Here is a 14,532-nt window from a genome sequence, read left to right on the forward strand (position 1 = left end):
AATTCCATCAAGACTTTATCGGACAAGCGCGTATTCCGCAAAAGTGGGTACCGGTTTTGCGATCAGAATACGCGCTAAATTATAGTTGAGAACGTTTTCTCGCGAAAACGCTCTGGCGAGATCAGCAGACAAAGTATGAGCCATGCGACAGTATTGTGAAGCTGGGGTTTTATGGGGCTGAAATCAAGTTTCAAACCCTCATGAATCTTGATCGCTCCCGTTTCATCGTTCGTTGACCATTGCCGGATTATCCGTTTTGCTTGACGAGGAAAGAGACAGGTTGCGCCGTATGACGATCTTCCGATTGAAGCAGCCAAGTTCTCATGCCCGCGTCGCCGGCGGCGGCGTGGTGCGCTGGGATTATGATCGCGCGGAGCTGATCGCGGACGGCGTGGTCCATGTGCTTGGCATCGCCTTCGGACTGATCGCGGCCATCGCGCTTGTGGTCGTCGCCGGCAACTACGCCTCGCGCGCCGAAGTCATTTCGGTGTCGGTCTATGTCGCAGGCCTGCTCGCCATGCTCGGCCTGTCCGCGACATACAATCTCTGGCCGGTCTCGCCGGTCAAATGGGTGCTGCGCCGGTTCGATCATTCGGCGATCTACATCCTGATCGCGGCAACCTACACGCCGTTTCTGGTGCAGATGAACGACCACTTCATGGCGACCGTGCTGCTGATCGGCGTATGGTCGGTGGCTGCGGCGGGGATTGCGCTCAAGATCTTTCTGCCGGGTCGGTTCGACCGTCTCTCGATCGGACTTTATCTGGCGATGGGATGGAGCGGCATCGTGGCTTACGACAGTCTGGTGTCGTCGCTGCCGGTTTCGACCATGTGGTTCATCGCGGCCGGCGGGCTGATCTATTCACTCGGCGTGGTCTTCCATGCCTGGGAGCGGCTGCGCTTCCAGAATGCGATCTGGCATTCCTTCGTGCTGTTCGCAGCCGGGCTGCATTATACCGCGGTGCTCGACCTCGTGCTGGTCGCTGCGTGATGGTTTGAGTCGTCCCGGCGAAGGCCGGGACCCATCAGCCCTATCGGTGTTTTTCAAAAAGAGATTCAACCATCCGGTTTGATCGAGAGGCCAGTGGTTATGGATCCCGGCTTTCGCCGGGATGACGATATGGCGAGTCCTGTTCGCAAGCCATCATGCCCGGCATGACGATCTTTGTGCCGATTGATCTCCCCGTTTTTCCCATCTAAAACATCTGTATGAAAATCTCCGGAAAACTCGTTGTCGTCACCGGCGGCGCCAATGGCATCGGCCAGGCGCTTGCTGAAATCTTCCATCGCGAGGGCGCGGCCAAGGTTATCGTCGTCGATCTCGACGGCGAACGCGCCAAGGCCGTCGCCGATTCCATCGGTGGCGCGTCGTTCGCCTGCGATGTCGGCAAGGAAGCCGACATTCTCCATGTCATCGACGAGACCGAAAAGAACTTCGGCCCGATCGATCTGTTCTGCTCCAACGCGGGCATCGGCGCGGGTTTCGACATGATGTCGGAGAATGCTGGCGGCACATCGGACGAGCCATGGGCGCGAAGCTGGGCCGTTCACGTCATGGCCCATGTCTATGCGGCGCGGCATCTGATCCCGCGCTACCGTGCGCGCGGCGGCGGCTATTTCCTCAACACCATCTCGGCAGCCGGATTGCTGTCGCAGGTCGGCAGCGCCGCCTATTCGACCACCAAGCACGCCGCCGTCGGCTTCGCGGAAAATCTCGCGATCTCGCACAAGGCGCACAACATCCGCGTGTCGATTCTCTGCCCGCAGGGTGTGGAAACCAACATGATCAGGGGAATGCCGAAGGGCCCGCAGTCCAACGACGGCAATCTCACGCCGGAGGACGTCGCGCAGTGCGCACTGGAGGGCATCGACCGCGAGACTTTCCTGATCCTGCCGCACCCGCAGGTGATCGACTACATGCGCAAGAAGACCGAGAACTACGACCGCTGGATCGGCGGCATGGCCAAGCTGCAGGCGGCCACGCGGGAGATGTTCGGGAAAAAATGATCAGCGCTGTTTGGCGCATGAGAAACCGGGGGGAATGGGCTCCAAGCGTAAAGGGAACCAGCTATGGCAATTGCGAAAAACACGATCTGCCTGTGGTACGACAAGGACGCCGAAGCCGCGGCGCGCTTCTACGTTGCAACTTTCCCTGATAGCTCGATTAACGCCGTTCACCATGCTCCCGGTGACTATCCATCCGGCAAGGCCGGTGACGTGCTCACTGTGGAATTCACAGTCGCCGGTGTCCCTTGCCTCGGGCTGAATGGTGGTCCCACGTTCAAGCACAATGAAGCCTTCTCGTTTCAGATTGCTACCGATGATCAAGACGAGACCGATCGCTACTGGAACGCCATTGTCGGCAATGGTGGGCAGGAGAGCGCGTGCGGCTGGTGCAAGGACAAATGGGGTGTCTCATGGCAGATAACGCCGCGCGTGCTGACAGAGGCGCTGGCGGCCGGTGGCGCTGAAGCCAAGCGTGCATTCGAAGCCATGATGGAAATGAAGAAGATCGACGTGGCTGCGATCAAGGCAGCGCGGCGCGGCTGATCGAAAACCGAACGCGGCCTGGCTGTCAGCTCGCGGTGCCCTTCATGGTCGGCACGCCTGCGGCGTTCGCGGTCCAGACCTCAAGGCCCGCAGCCGTCTCATTGCCGTTGACGCTGAATTCGGCGCCGTCGAACAGCGGGCTGACGCCGCGATAGACGAACGTCGCGGGCGGCTTTCCGCCGCGCAGCTTCGCCGCGAATTCGATCAGCAGCGAGGCCTGCAACGGGCCGTGCACGATCAGGCCCGGATACCCCTCGACCTTGGTGACATAGTCGCGGTCGTAATGGATGCGGTGGCCGTTGAAGGTCAGCGCCGAGTAACGAAACAGCAGCACCGGATCGGCCATGTGACTTTCGCGATGCTTCGCGGCGGGAGCGGGGGCAGGCGTCGGAGCCGGCGCGGCCTTCGCGTCGCCGGCAGGCGCGATGTCGCGATAGACGATGTCGTGCCGCTCGCGGATGGCTGTGCCGCGCGGCGTGGTGATGGTGTGATCCACCGAGACGAAGCACAGCGCGCCGGTGCTGCCGGTCTTCATGGTCACGTCCGAGATGCGCGACGAACGCGTTACCGTGTCGCCGACGCGCAGCGGATCGATGAATTCGATCTGGCCGCCGGCCCACATCCGGCGCGGCAGCGGCACCGGCGGCAGGAAGCCGCCGCGCGCGGGATGGCCGTCGCTTCCGATTTCGCTCATGGGCACCACCGGCTGCGCGAGGCACCAGTGCGTGGTGAACGGCGCGACGTCGCCCTCGACAGGCGTGCCGATGTCGAGGAACAGCGTCGCGCGCAGGCCCTTCACCAGTTGCGCGGTAATGACGTCGGACGCCTCCTGGGTGCGGCCGATCCACTGGCGCAGATGATCGATGTCGGGTGTCGCGGTCATGATGTCTTTCCCTGCGAGCTTTCGCCGGTTGCGCCGACGGCTGGCACCGCGCCATAGGGCCGCTGTTCACCGACGACAATGGACGCGGGCGCGGGATAGGCGACGACGCCATTGGGCGTCTCGACCTCGATGCGGCGCAGATGCGGATGTTTCGAAAGGTCGTCCATGGTGTTGACCTCGGCGAATGCGATGTCGGCCTCGTCCAGCCGTTTCACCAGATCGTCGCGGGTCATGGTGGCGAACACGTCGGCCACCGTCTTGTCGGTAAGCGCGCGGTTCTGCACGCGCGCGACTCCGCTGGCGAAGCGGGGGTCGTTCGGCAGATCCGGCTTGGCCAGCACATCGGCGCAGAGCTTCTTCCACTCGCGCTCGCTCTGGATCGAGATCAGGATGTCGCGGCCGTCCTTGGAGCGGAACACGCCGTAAGGCGCGATCGATGTATGCGCGAGGCCCATGCGCTTTGGCGGCTGACCATTCTCGGCGTTCAGCAGCGGCACAGTGAGCCAGTCGGCCATGACGTCGAACATCGAGATGCGGATGTCCGCGCCCTGTCCGGTCTTTGCGCGCCCGATCAGCGCTTCGAGGATCGCGGCATGGGCCGTCGCGCCGGTGGCGATATCGACAATGGACAGGCCGACACGCGCCGGCGTTTCCGGGCCGCCGGTGATCGAGGCGAGGCCGCTTTCGGCCTGAATCAGAAGGTCATAGGCCTTGCGCTCGGCATAGGGGCCGTCGTCGCCGTAGCCGGAGATGGTGCAGATCACCAGCGCCGGATAATCCTTGCGCAGGCGCTCGCGGGTGAAGCCGAGCTTGTCCATCGAGCCGGGCTTGAGGTTCTGCACCAGAACGTCGGCGCCCGCGATCAGGCGCTCGAGGGTCTTGCGGCCCTCGTCGGTGGCCAGATCGATCACCACGGACTTCTTGCCGCGATTGAGCCAGACGAAATAGCTGCTCTGGCCCTTGGCCGCGGCATCATAGCCGCGGGCGAAATCGCCTTCCGGACGCTCGACCTTGTAGACCGTCGCACCGGCATCGGCCAGACGCGAGGTGCAGAACGGCGCTGCGACCGCCTGCTCGACGGCGATGACGGTCAGTCCTTCAAGCGGCAGCATCGTCAGTTCCCTCAAACGCGACAATTGGAGCTTTGATTGTTGTTCTCGTCATTGCGAAGAGCGCTCGCGACGAAGCAATCCAGCTGTTGATCCAGGAATGGACTGCTTCGCTCCGCTCGCAATGACGACATATCATCGCGCCTCAATACGAACGCGGCATGCCGAGCACATGCTCGGACAGATGCGACAGGATCAGGTTGGTCGAGATCGGCGCCACCGAATAGAGCCGGGTCTCGCGGAATTTGCGCTCGACATCGTATTCCTCGGCGAAGCCGAAGCCGCCGTGGGTCTGGATGCAGGCGTTGGCCGCTTCGAACGAGGCATCGGCCGCCAGCATCTTGGCCATGTTGGCTTCCGCGCCGCAGTCCTTGCCTGCTTCGTAGAGCCGTGTGGCCTCCCGCACCATCAGTTCGGCGGCGCGCATATTGGCGTAGGACTTCGCGATCGGAAACTGGATGCCCTGGTTCTGGCCGATGGGGCGGCCGAACACCGAGCGCTCCTTGGCGTAGTTGCTCGCCTTGGCGATGAACCACTTGGCGTCACCGACGCATTCCGAGGCGATCAGGATGCGTTCGGCATTCATGCCGGAGAGGATGTAGCGGAAGCCCTTGCCTTCATCGCCGATCAGGTTTTCGGCGGGCACCTTCATGTTGTCGAAGAATACTTCCGTAGTTGAATGATTCATCATGGTGCGGATCGGCCGGATGGTGAGGCCGCCGGCCTTCTGCGCCGCCTGCATGTCGACGATGAACACCGACAGTCCATCGGTGCGCTTGGCGGCCTGCTCCTTCGGCGTGGTGCGCGCCAAGAGGATCATCAGGTCGGAATATTCGGCGCGGCTGGTCCAGATCTTCTGGCCGTTGACCACGTAGTGATCGCCCTCCCGCTTGGCAAAAGTCTTCAGCGAAGACGTATCGGTGCCGCTGGTCGGCTCGGTGACGCCAAAGGCCTGAAGCCGCAGCTCGCCGCTGGCGATGCGCGGCAGCCACTTGGCTTTCTGCTCCTCGTTGCCGTGCCGCAGCAGCGTGCCCATGGTGTACATCTGGGCGTGGCAGGCGCCGCCGTTGCAGCCCGCGCGCTGGATCTCTTCCAGGATCGCCGCCGCCGCTGACAGCTTCAGCCCCGAGCCGCCGTACTCTTCAGGGATCAGGACCGAGAGATAGCCGGCGTCGATCAGCGCCTGGACGAACTCTTTCGGATAGGCCATGTCGCGGTCCAGCTTGCGCCAGTACTCGCCGGGGAATTGGGCGCAAAGTTTTGCGACCGACTCGCGGATGTCAGAAAAATCTTGCTCGTGATGTGTCATGCGGGAGTGTTTGGCAGATCACACGCCTGTGATCCAGCGGTTTGGGACGCGCAGCGGTATTCCGAATTTGCATTCGTGGCGCAGCCAGTGGCCGCAAGAAGCTGGCCGCGAACAGATGGCATCCTGTCCGGTCAGGCGTTGATGCGGACGGGCAGGGTCTCGTAACCCTTCACGAAGCTGGAATAGATCCGGGTCGGCTCGCCGACAACCTCGATGTTGTCGAAGCGCTTGAGGATTTCTTCCCAGATGATCTTGAGCTGCAAATCGGCCAGCCGCATGCCGAGGCAGCGGTGGATGCCGAAGCCGAACGACATGTGCGTGCGCGGCCGGGCGCGGTCGATGATGAAGCTGTCGGGGTTCTCGATGGCCTCGCCGTCGCGGTTGCCGGAGACGTACCACATCACAACGCGGTCGCCTTTCTTGATCCGCTTGCCGCCGAGTTCGGTGTCCTGCAACGCGGTGCGGCGCATATGGGCCAGCGGCGTCTGCCAGCGGATCACTTCGGGGACGAAGCTGTCGATCAGCGCCGGGTTGGCGCGCAGCTTGTCGTATTCGTCCGGGTTCTCGTTCAAGGCGAGCACCGAACCGCTCATTGAGTTGCGGGTGGTGTCGTTGCCGCCAACGATCAGCAGGATCAGGTTACCCAGCAACTCGTTGCGGTCCATCGTGCGCATCGCGTCGCTGTGCGCCATCATCGAAATCAGGTCGTTGCCGGGGGTCTTGAGCCGCTCGTTCCACAGCCGGATGAAATAGTCGGCGCATTCGCCGAGTTCACGGAGCCGCTGTTCCTCGCTCTCGTAGAGTCCGCTCTTCGGCAGCGCGGTGGACAGGTCCGACCAGCGCGTCAGCATGCGGCGGTCTTCCCAGGGAAAATCGAACAGCGTGGCCAGCATCTGAGTGGTGAGTTCAACGGACACGCGATCGACCCAGTTGAAGGTCTCGTTGCGCGGCAGGTTGTCGAGGATGGTGGCGGAGCGTTCGCGGATCAGGACTGCCAGCCGGTCGAGATGCACCGGCGTGAACATCGGCGACACGGTCTTGCGCTGCGGGCCGTGCTTTGGCTCGTCCATCGCGATGAAGCTGGGCCATTGATAGTCTTCGCCCATGTCGCGCAGGTTGATGCCGCCATACTTGATGTCGGAGGAGAAGATCGCGGCATTGGTATCGACATGCATGATGTCGTTGTACTTGGTCACCGACCAGTAATCCCCGACTGGGCACGTGGTGCAGTAATGCACCGGCTCTTCGTTGCGCAGCCGCTCGAAATAGGGCCACAGCGTATCGTCGCGAAACAGCGCCGGCGCGCCGGGATGGAACTCAGACAGAGGCGTGGAATAGGCTTTTTCGCGTGCGGCTTTCTGGCGCTCGTCGCGAGTGGTTGTCGTTGTGCCGTGCATCGTTCGCTTCCCCTCAGACGTCCTTGACGCCCTGATTTTTTACGCCCGGATGCCGGCTTTGCTGTGACCCGGCCGCATCGGACGCTTTGTCATTCCGCGAATTACATCGTGTTGCCGGCGGTTGAACAAGCCCGGTTCCCGGGCCGGATTTGATTGCACCGGAAAACTCCTGGTTCCCCTGATCGGAACATTCGAAAAGTTTTTCCCGTAAAAGTTGTTTAACCAGTTAACGCTATTTTACCTGGATCAACACGGGCGAGGCATAGAAAATGCATTTCTTCAAGCCTTCGCAAGAGCTTACGGCGAAGCTCGCCGCTCTCGACAAGTCGCAGGCCGTGATCGAGTTTAACCTCGATGGCACAATCGTGGCGGCCAACGCCAATTTCCTGAATGCCATGGGTTACCGGCTGGACGAGGTTCAGGGCAAGCACCACAGCATGTTCATGCCGCCCGACCTGCGCGACGGGCCCGAGTACCGCGCATTCTGGGACGGGCTCCGCCGTGGCGAATACCAATCGGGTGAATTTAAGCGCATCGCCAAGGGCGGCCGGCCGGTGTGGATTCAGGCCTCCTACAATCCGCTGCTGGACGGGCGCGGCAAGCCGTTCAAGGTGGTCAAGTTCGCCACCGACATCACCGCGCAGAAGCTGAAGAACGCCGACTACGAGGGCCAGATCACGGCCATCCACAAATCGCAGGCCGTCATCGAGTTCAATCTCGACGGCACCGTGATCACCGCCAACGACAATTTCCTGAACACCCTCGGCTACCGGCTGGACGAAATCCAGGGCAAGCATCACGGCATGTTCGTCGAACCGCAGGAGCGCGACAGCGCGGCCTATCGTGCGTTCTGGGACTCGCTGCGCCGGGGCGACTATCAGGCCGCCGAATACAAGCGCATCGGCAAGGGCGGCAAGGTGGTGTGGATTCAGGCGTCCTACAATCCGATCTGCGGACCCGACGGCAAACTGGTCAAGGTCGTGAAATTCGCCACCGACACCACGGCGCAGGCGGAAGACCGTATCCGCCGCGTCGAGGTGCAGAAATCCATCGACATCGATCTGTCGCACATTACCGACGCCGTCACCGCGACCTCCGCGCGCGTCACGGCAGCGGCGAGCGCATCGACGCAGACATCCTCCAACATGCAGGCGGTGGCCTCGGGGGCGGAGGAGCTTGCCGCCTCGGTCAGCGAAATCAGCCGCCAGGCCGCGGACGCGCTCAGCATCTCCACGCAGGCTGTGCAGCAGGCCAACGAGACCAGCGTGATCGTGGCGGGGCTTGCGACCGCCGCGCAGAAGATCGGCGACGTGGTCAAGCTCATCAACAATATCGCCGAGCAGACCAACCTGCTGGCGCTCAACGCCACCATCGAGGCGGCGCGGGCGGGCGAGGCGGGCAGGGGCTTTGCGGTGGTGGCGTCGGAGGTCAAGGTTCTCGCGACCCAGACGGCGAAGGCCACCGACGAAATCAGCGCGCAGATCGCCGAGGTTCAGGGAACGACCGGCAGCGCCGTCACCGTCATTCAGGACATCACGCAGACCATTTCCCGCGTCAATGAAATCTCGGCCGCGATCGCGGCGTCGGTGGAGGAGCAGGCCTCCGTGACGCAGAGCATGTCGTCCAACATGCAGGTCGCGGCGAAGGGCGTCACGGACATCAACGTCAACATGACCGACATCGCGGAAGCAACGCGATCGGTCGATGCCTCCACCCGCAAGGTCCGGGAAGCCTCCCGCGCGCTGGCATAACGGAGCGGTCGTGTCACCGTACCGAGACGGCATCAATCGATACGATAGTGGTGAGCCCTCCTCCTGAGACGCGAGTTCTTGCGAGCCTCGAAGGATGATGGCGATGTGTGGCCGTGCATCCTTCGAGGCTCACGCGCTACGCGCGGTTCGCACCTCAGGATGACGGCGCGGCGTGAGCAGGTTCGAAGAAATGTCACCTGCAAGACATTTCGCTGGCGTTTCTGCCTCTTCTCTCCGTTATCCGACCGTGGCATTGTCCGGCCGAATAACGGCAGGCTTGATCAAAAAGCCGTGCCCAGGGAGGCAGTCTGATGATTTCCAACGCGCACACATTCAACTTTGATCTCGGCGATACCGCGGATGCGATCCGCGAAACCGTCCGCGATTTTTCGCAAAACGAGATTGCACCGCGCGCCGACGAGATCGACAAGAGCAACCAGTTTCCGCGCGACCTGTGGCCGAAGATCGGCGCGCTCGGCCTGCACGGCATCACCGTGGAGGAAGAGTACGGCGGCTCGGGGCTGGGCTATCTCGATCACTGCATCGCGCTTGAGGAAATTTCCCGCGCGTCCGCGTCGGTGGGGCTGTCCTATGGCGCGCACTCCAATCTCTGCGTCAACCAGATCCGCCGTAACGGCAACGAAGCGCAGAAGCGGAAATATCTTCCGAAGCTGATCTCCGGCGAGCATGTCGGCGCGCTGGCGATGTCCGAGCCGGGCGCCGGCTCCGACGTGGTGTCGATGACGACGCGCGCCGAGAAGAAGGGCGACCGCTACATCGTCAACGGCTCCAAGATGTGGATCACCAACGGCCCGATCGCCGAGACGCTGGTGGTCTATGCCAAGACCGATCCCGCGGCGGGTCCGCGCGGCATGACCGCGTTCCTGATCGAAAAGGGCATGAAGGGTTTCTCGACGGCGCAGAAACTCGACAAGCTCGGCATGCGCGGCTCCGACACCGGCGAACTGGTGTTCGAGAATTGCGAAGTCCCCGAGGAGAACGTGCTCGGTCATGTCGGACGCGGCGTCAACGTGCTGATGTCCGGCCTCGACTACGAGCGCACCGTCCTTGCGGCAGGTCCCCTCGGCATCATGCAGGCCTGTCTCGACGTGGTGATGCCCTACGTTCACGAGCGCAAGCAGTTCGGCCAGCCGATCGGCACCTTCCAGCTCGTGCAGGGCAAGGTCGCCGATATGTACGTGACGCTGAACGCCTCGCGCGCCTATGTCTATGCGGTGGCGAAAGCCTGCGACCGCGGCGAGACCACGCGCGAGGATGCCGCCGGCGCGATCCTCTACGCGGCGGAACGCGCCACCCAGTGCGCGCTGGATGCGATCCAGTTGCTCGGCGGCAACGGCTACATCAACGACTATCCGACCGGACGGCTGCTGCGCGACGCCAAGCTCTATGAAATCGGCGCCGGCACCAGCGAAATCCGCCGTATGCTGATCGGCCGCGAACTGTTCGAGAAGACGGCGTAGGATTGTCGTGTGTGCCCCGGCTCTGCGAAGCAGCGTTGCACGCTGTATCGCGTCCGGGACACGAGCCTTGGCTATTTCGGCAGATTGTTCACCTTGGCGACCCACGCGCGCACATCCGGCAGGATCGCGGGCAGCACGCCACGCACCTCGTCGACCGTCATGCCGGCCTTGATGCGCGGGTCGTAGAGAATGTTCATGATGTACTGGTCATAGATGTCGAAGAAGCCCATCGACACCTGATCGTTGAACATTGTCCACGGCACCGAATCCGTGTCGTTGATCGGGCCGAGCGATTGCAAGAGTTCTTCATAGGCGCAATCGAGAAATACGAAGTCGCCGTTGTCGACGGTCAGGATCACGTCCGAGCGCTGGATTTCGTAGTCCTCGTTCTTGCGAAAGCCGGACAGGCACTGCGGGTCCAGCGAGTCGCGAATCTCGTTGGCCTTCTCCTCGCCGTAGAACGACGTGATTGTTTTCTGGAGGTCGCGGTCGCGGACCAGCCTGATGACGGCATTGGCGTCGTCGCGCTTGCTCGCCATGGCGATGTCGAGATGCTGCACGCGCGCCGCGATGTCGCCAACGACCTTGCCGATCTGCATCTGGCGGTCGCTCCGGCTTTCGCCATCGACGAAGACCCGCACCGGCATCTGGTACTTGCGGATGCGGTCGACGCGTCCGGCGAGATGATATTCCGCGCCGAACGCCGTCTTCATGAAGCCGTCGATGATCTCGCCGTCGGTGAAGGTCTTCTTTTCGCTGCGCTGGCGCGCGCTCACGCTGTTCGCTTCCGCGGGTGCCGGGGACAACAGGGCCGCGCCGAACGTGATCCCGGCCAGCAGGGCTGCGATGCCTGGCGAGAGTCGCCACGTTGCAAGTGATGCTCTCATGACAACCAGAGCTAGCGGCGTCGATGCCGGCATGCAAGGGAACTGTCGGCAGGACAGCCATAAATGAAAAGGCCGGCCTCATACAAAAAGGCCGGCCCAGTTGGCCGGCCTTTCAATCTGTTCCGGCACGACCGCGATCGGTGCCGGAGGCGGGACGCCTCAGTTCTTGACGATGACCGTCGCGCCGACCTGCACGCGGCTGTAAAGGTCGATGACGTCGTCGTTGACCATGCGGAAGCAGCCGGACGAGACGGCCTGCCCGATGGTCTCCGGCTCGTTGGAGCCGTGGATACGGTAGAGCGTCGAGCCGAGATACATGGCGCGTGCGCCGAGCGGATTGTCGGGACCGCCGACCATGTGGCGCGGCAGGTCCGGGCGGCGGCGCAGCATCTGTGCCGGCGGAGTCCAGCTCGGCCATTCCTTCTTCGCGGTGATGCGATGGACGCCGCCCCAGCGGAAGCCGTCGCGGCCGACGCCGATGCCGTAGCGCAGCGCCCGGCCGCCGTCCTGCACCAGATACAGCCGGCGCTCTCTCGTATCGATGATGATCGTTCCCGGCGCGTAGTTGCCCTGGAAGCTGACGGTGGTGCGTGGAATCGGACCTGGTCCGCCGCTGCCGGCGCCGGGGTTGAACCCGAACAACTGGGCAATCGGATTGAACTCCTGATCCGCCATCGCCAATCCGGTGCCGGCAAACAGGGTCACTGCAGTAAGAATTACGGTCAAAAGGCGCGTCATTACAATCCTCATAAAGCCCGTCGGCCCGGCACGGAATCAGCAAGGCAAGCAGTGGAGCCGAAGCTCACAGGTGGCATGGACTCGCGAGAAAGGCCACAATTTCGATGATTTCGCAACCCACGGACGCGTGATGCTGCAATGACTGCGCTCTCCGCCGGGATGCCTTTGACGAAACGCCCCAAGGATGGTTGATCTAGCGCCACCAATAAAAATCTCGAACGGGGAGTGACTTGATGAACGGCGCGGAAAGCCTGGTGCGAACATTGGTCGCGGGCGATGTGAATGTCTGCTTCACCAATCCGGGAACATCGGAGATGCATTTTGTCGCCGCGCTGGACCGCGTCGATGGAATGCGCTGCGTGCTTGGCCTCTTTGAAGGTATCGTGACGGGCGCCGCCGACGGATACTACCGGATGGCCGGCAAGCCGGCCTCGACGCTGCTGCACCTCGGCCCCGGCCTCGCCAACGGCCTCGCTAACCTGCACAACGCCAAGAAGGCGCATTCCGGCATCGTCAACATTGTCGGACAGCACGCCACCTATCACATCGAATACAACGCGCCGCTGACCTCGGACATCGAAGGCATCGCCCGGCCGATGTCGGCCTGGGTCCGCACCTCGCCGGATTCCAAGTCCATTGCGCGCGACGGCGCGGCGGCGATTGCCGCGGCCCGCAGCCATCCCGGCCAGATCGCGACGCTCATTCTTCCAGCCGACACCGCATGGAACGAGGCCGACGGCATCGCGCCGGTGCCGGAGGAATCGCAGCGCGCCAGTTATTCGCCGCAGGCGGTCGTTGAAGCCGCCCGCGTTCTGCGCAGCGGCGAGCAGACGCTGTTGCTGCTGACCGGCAAGGCGCTCACCGACGAAGGGCTGGCGCTGGCCGCGCGGATCGCGGGCAAGACCGGCTGCAAGGTGATGGGCCAGACCTACAATCCGCGCATGGCGCGCGGCCGCGGCCGTTTCTCCATCGACCGCATTCCCTATGTGATCGAGCAGGCGCTGCCGATCCTGAAGGACTTCAAGCATATCGTTCTGGTGGAGACCAACGATCCGGTGGCCTTCTTCGCCTATCCGAACAAGCCGAGCCTGCTGAAGCCGGAAGGCTGCGAGGTTCATCGCATGACCGCGGCGGGCGAAAACTCGGTTGCCGCCCTGCACGCGCTGGCCGATGCGCTCGGAGCCAAGGCCGCCGACGCGCAGCCGCAGAAACTCGCCGAACTGGTCAAGCCAACCGGCGCGCTGACCCATGCGTCGATCGCGCAGGCGATCGCGATGGCCATTCCGGAAAACGCCATCGTGGTCGATGAATCGATCACCACCGGCCGCGGCTTCTTTCCGCCGACGGCGGCGTCGGCGCCGCACGACTGGCTGCAGAACATGGGCGGCTCGATCGGCTTCTCGACGCCGGTCGCCACCGGCGCAGCGGTCGCCTGCCCGGACCGCAAGGTGATCTGCATGGTCGGCGACGGCAGCGCGATGTACACGCTGCAGTCGCTGTGGACCCAGGCGCGCGAAGGTCTCGACGTCACCACCGTCGTCTTCGCCAACCGCACATATCAAATTCTCAAAGGCGAATTCGCCGGCGTCGATGCCGGCGAGCCGGGACAGAAGGCGCTCGCCATGCTGAACCTCGACAATCCGTCGCTTGACTGGGTGTCGCTGGCGAAGGGCATGGGCGTGCCGGGCCGTTCGGTGCATACCGCTGAGGACTTCTTCACGGAGCTGACCGACAGCGTGCGTGAAAAAGGTCCGCGCCTGATCGAAGTCGTCATGTAGCATTTCGAGGGAACCTGCAGGTGCATGCCGCGTTGGTCCCGGCAAGCACCGCGCTGGATTCCCCCACATGACCGTTTTTCAGGGCTCTTCGTTCAGCCCCGACATCATCGCCGCCATGACGCAGGCATTTGAAGAGGCGGTGGACACCTTGCCGTTTCCGGTGGGCTCGGCGCGTGTGCAATCGCTGGCGAAAAACATCGTCGAACTCGCCGCGCAGGGCGAGCGCGATCCGGAGCGCATGAAGCTGCTGGCGTTGCTCGCCCTCAAATCGGTCCGGCACGATTGACACGCCCAAACGCCATCTGCGGCGCGAGCCTTTGCGAGCCTCCTGGCGAAAAATTTAGTTAAGTCTTCGGCAGCTTCTTGCCGCTAGATTAGCCGTGGTTTTACGGCGCTCTCGTCTGGTGCAGCCGCCATATGCAAGAAATGCGTGAGGTTGATTTCATGAAGACGTTGATTTCATTTATTGGCGACGAGACGGCTGCGACGTCGATCGAATACGCTCTGATCGCAACAGGTATCGCGGTCGCCATCGTTGTCGCGGTCACCGGCCTCGGCACAGCGCTGACCGTCAAATACACTGCGGTCAAGGACGCGCTGAACTAGGACATTATCCTTCGACTATCTCGCAGCCCGGCCGAAGTCCGCT

14 protein-coding genes are annotated in these 14,532 nt (G+C 62.7%); 8 read left to right on the top strand and 6 right to left on the bottom strand.

The genetic code is table 11. The annotated features are described in order from the left end of the window. Positions 1 to 289 precede the first annotated feature (289 nt). From trhA to LVY71_RS06060, 3 genes are all read left to right on the top strand, one after another. Positions 290 to 991 (top strand): PAQR family membrane homeostasis protein TrhA, encoded by a 702-nt coding sequence (trhA, locus tag LVY71_RS06050; RefSeq protein ID WP_235098909.1) that lies wholly within the window; start codon positions 290 to 292, stop codon positions 989 to 991. Positions 992 to 1,209: 218 nt separating this feature from the next. After that, on the top strand, positions 1,210 to 2,007 hold the full coding sequence (locus LVY71_RS06055) for an SDR family oxidoreductase (RefSeq protein WP_235098910.1): 798 nt from the start codon (positions 1,210 to 1,212) through the stop codon (positions 2,005 to 2,007). A gap of 69 nt (positions 2,008 to 2,076) precedes the next feature. After that, a complete protein-coding gene (locus LVY71_RS06060; protein ID WP_235100025.1) occupies positions 2,077 to 2,550 on the top strand; it encodes a VOC family protein in 474 nt (157 codons plus the stop codon). Positions 2,551 to 2,575: 25 nt separating this feature from the next. On the opposite strand, the gene LVY71_RS06065 is transcribed toward LVY71_RS06060, so the two are convergent. The 4 genes from LVY71_RS06065 to LVY71_RS06080 form a co-directional block, all read right to left on the bottom strand. Then, positions 2,576 to 3,433: an HTD2 family dehydratase gene (locus LVY71_RS06065; protein WP_235098911.1), complete on the bottom strand. Its 858-nt coding sequence runs from the start codon at positions 3,431 to 3,433 to the stop codon at positions 2,576 to 2,578. Further along, on the bottom strand, positions 3,430 to 4,545 hold the full coding sequence (locus LVY71_RS06070; protein WP_235098912.1) for a CaiB/BaiF CoA transferase family protein: 1,116 nt from the start codon (positions 4,543 to 4,545) through the stop codon (positions 3,430 to 3,432). The genes LVY71_RS06065 and LVY71_RS06070 overlap by 4 nt, the downstream gene beginning before the upstream one ends. Before the next feature lie 142 nt (positions 4,546 to 4,687). Beyond that, a complete protein-coding gene (locus tag LVY71_RS06075; RefSeq protein WP_235098913.1) occupies positions 4,688 to 5,851 on the bottom strand; it encodes an acyl-CoA dehydrogenase family protein in 1,164 nt (387 codons plus the stop codon). Positions 5,852 to 5,982: 131 nt separating this feature from the next. Next, positions 5,983 to 7,248: a cytochrome P450 gene (locus LVY71_RS06080; RefSeq protein ID WP_235098914.1), complete on the bottom strand. Its 1,266-nt coding sequence runs from the start codon at positions 7,246 to 7,248 to the stop codon at positions 5,983 to 5,985. 269 nt (positions 7,249 to 7,517) lie between these two features. Here LVY71_RS06080 and LVY71_RS06085 point away from each other — a divergent pair, with 269 nt between their 5' ends. Together LVY71_RS06085 and LVY71_RS06090 are read left to right on the top strand one after the other, a co-directional pair. Further along, positions 7,518 to 8,999 (top strand): methyl-accepting chemotaxis protein, encoded by a 1,482-nt coding sequence (locus LVY71_RS06085; protein WP_235098915.1) that lies wholly within the window; start codon positions 7,518 to 7,520, stop codon positions 8,997 to 8,999. A 311-nt stretch (positions 9,000 to 9,310) separates the two neighbouring features. Continuing rightward, a complete protein-coding gene (locus LVY71_RS06090) occupies positions 9,311 to 10,480 on the top strand; it encodes an isovaleryl-CoA dehydrogenase (RefSeq protein WP_235098916.1) in 1,170 nt (389 codons plus the stop codon). Positions 10,481 to 10,551: 71 nt separating this feature from the next. On the opposite strand, the gene LVY71_RS06095 is transcribed toward LVY71_RS06090, so the two are convergent. Together LVY71_RS06095 and LVY71_RS06100 are read right to left on the bottom strand one after the other, a co-directional pair. Then, entirely contained in the window at positions 10,552 to 11,367 is an 816-nt protein-coding gene (locus LVY71_RS06095; RefSeq protein ID WP_235098917.1) for a DUF2927 domain-containing protein, read from the bottom strand. Positions 11,368 to 11,526: 159 nt separating this feature from the next. After that, positions 11,527 to 12,105 carry a L,D-transpeptidase gene (locus LVY71_RS06100; RefSeq protein ID WP_235098918.1) on the bottom strand — a complete coding sequence of 193 codons (579 nt, stop codon included), beginning with the start codon at positions 12,103 to 12,105 and terminating at the stop codon, positions 11,527 to 11,529. 233 nt (positions 12,106 to 12,338) lie between these two features. On the opposite strand from LVY71_RS06100, the gene LVY71_RS06105 reads away from it, so the two are divergent. The 3 genes from LVY71_RS06105 (at position 12,339) to LVY71_RS06115 (ending at position 14,489) form a co-directional block, all read left to right on the top strand. Continuing rightward, positions 12,339 to 13,883, top strand: a complete 1,545-nt coding sequence (locus tag LVY71_RS06105; RefSeq protein ID WP_235098919.1) for an acetolactate synthase large subunit — start codon at positions 12,339 to 12,341, stop codon at positions 13,881 to 13,883. A gap of 67 nt (positions 13,884 to 13,950) precedes the next feature. Further along, a complete protein-coding gene (locus tag LVY71_RS06110) occupies positions 13,951 to 14,169 on the top strand; it encodes a hypothetical protein (RefSeq protein ID WP_235098920.1) in 219 nt (72 codons plus the stop codon). Positions 14,170 to 14,327: 158 nt separating this feature from the next. Beyond that, the gene (locus LVY71_RS06115) at positions 14,328 to 14,489 is read left to right on the top strand and encodes a Flp family type IVb pilin (protein ID WP_235098921.1); all 162 of its coding nucleotides are present in this window, start codon (positions 14,328 to 14,330) and stop codon (positions 14,487 to 14,489) included. The last annotated feature ends 43 nt before the right edge of the window (positions 14,490 to 14,532 follow it).

The organism is Bradyrhizobium sp. G127 (genome assembly GCF_021502575.1).
Taxonomy (GTDB): domain Bacteria; phylum Pseudomonadota; class Alphaproteobacteria; order Rhizobiales; family Xanthobacteraceae; genus Afipia.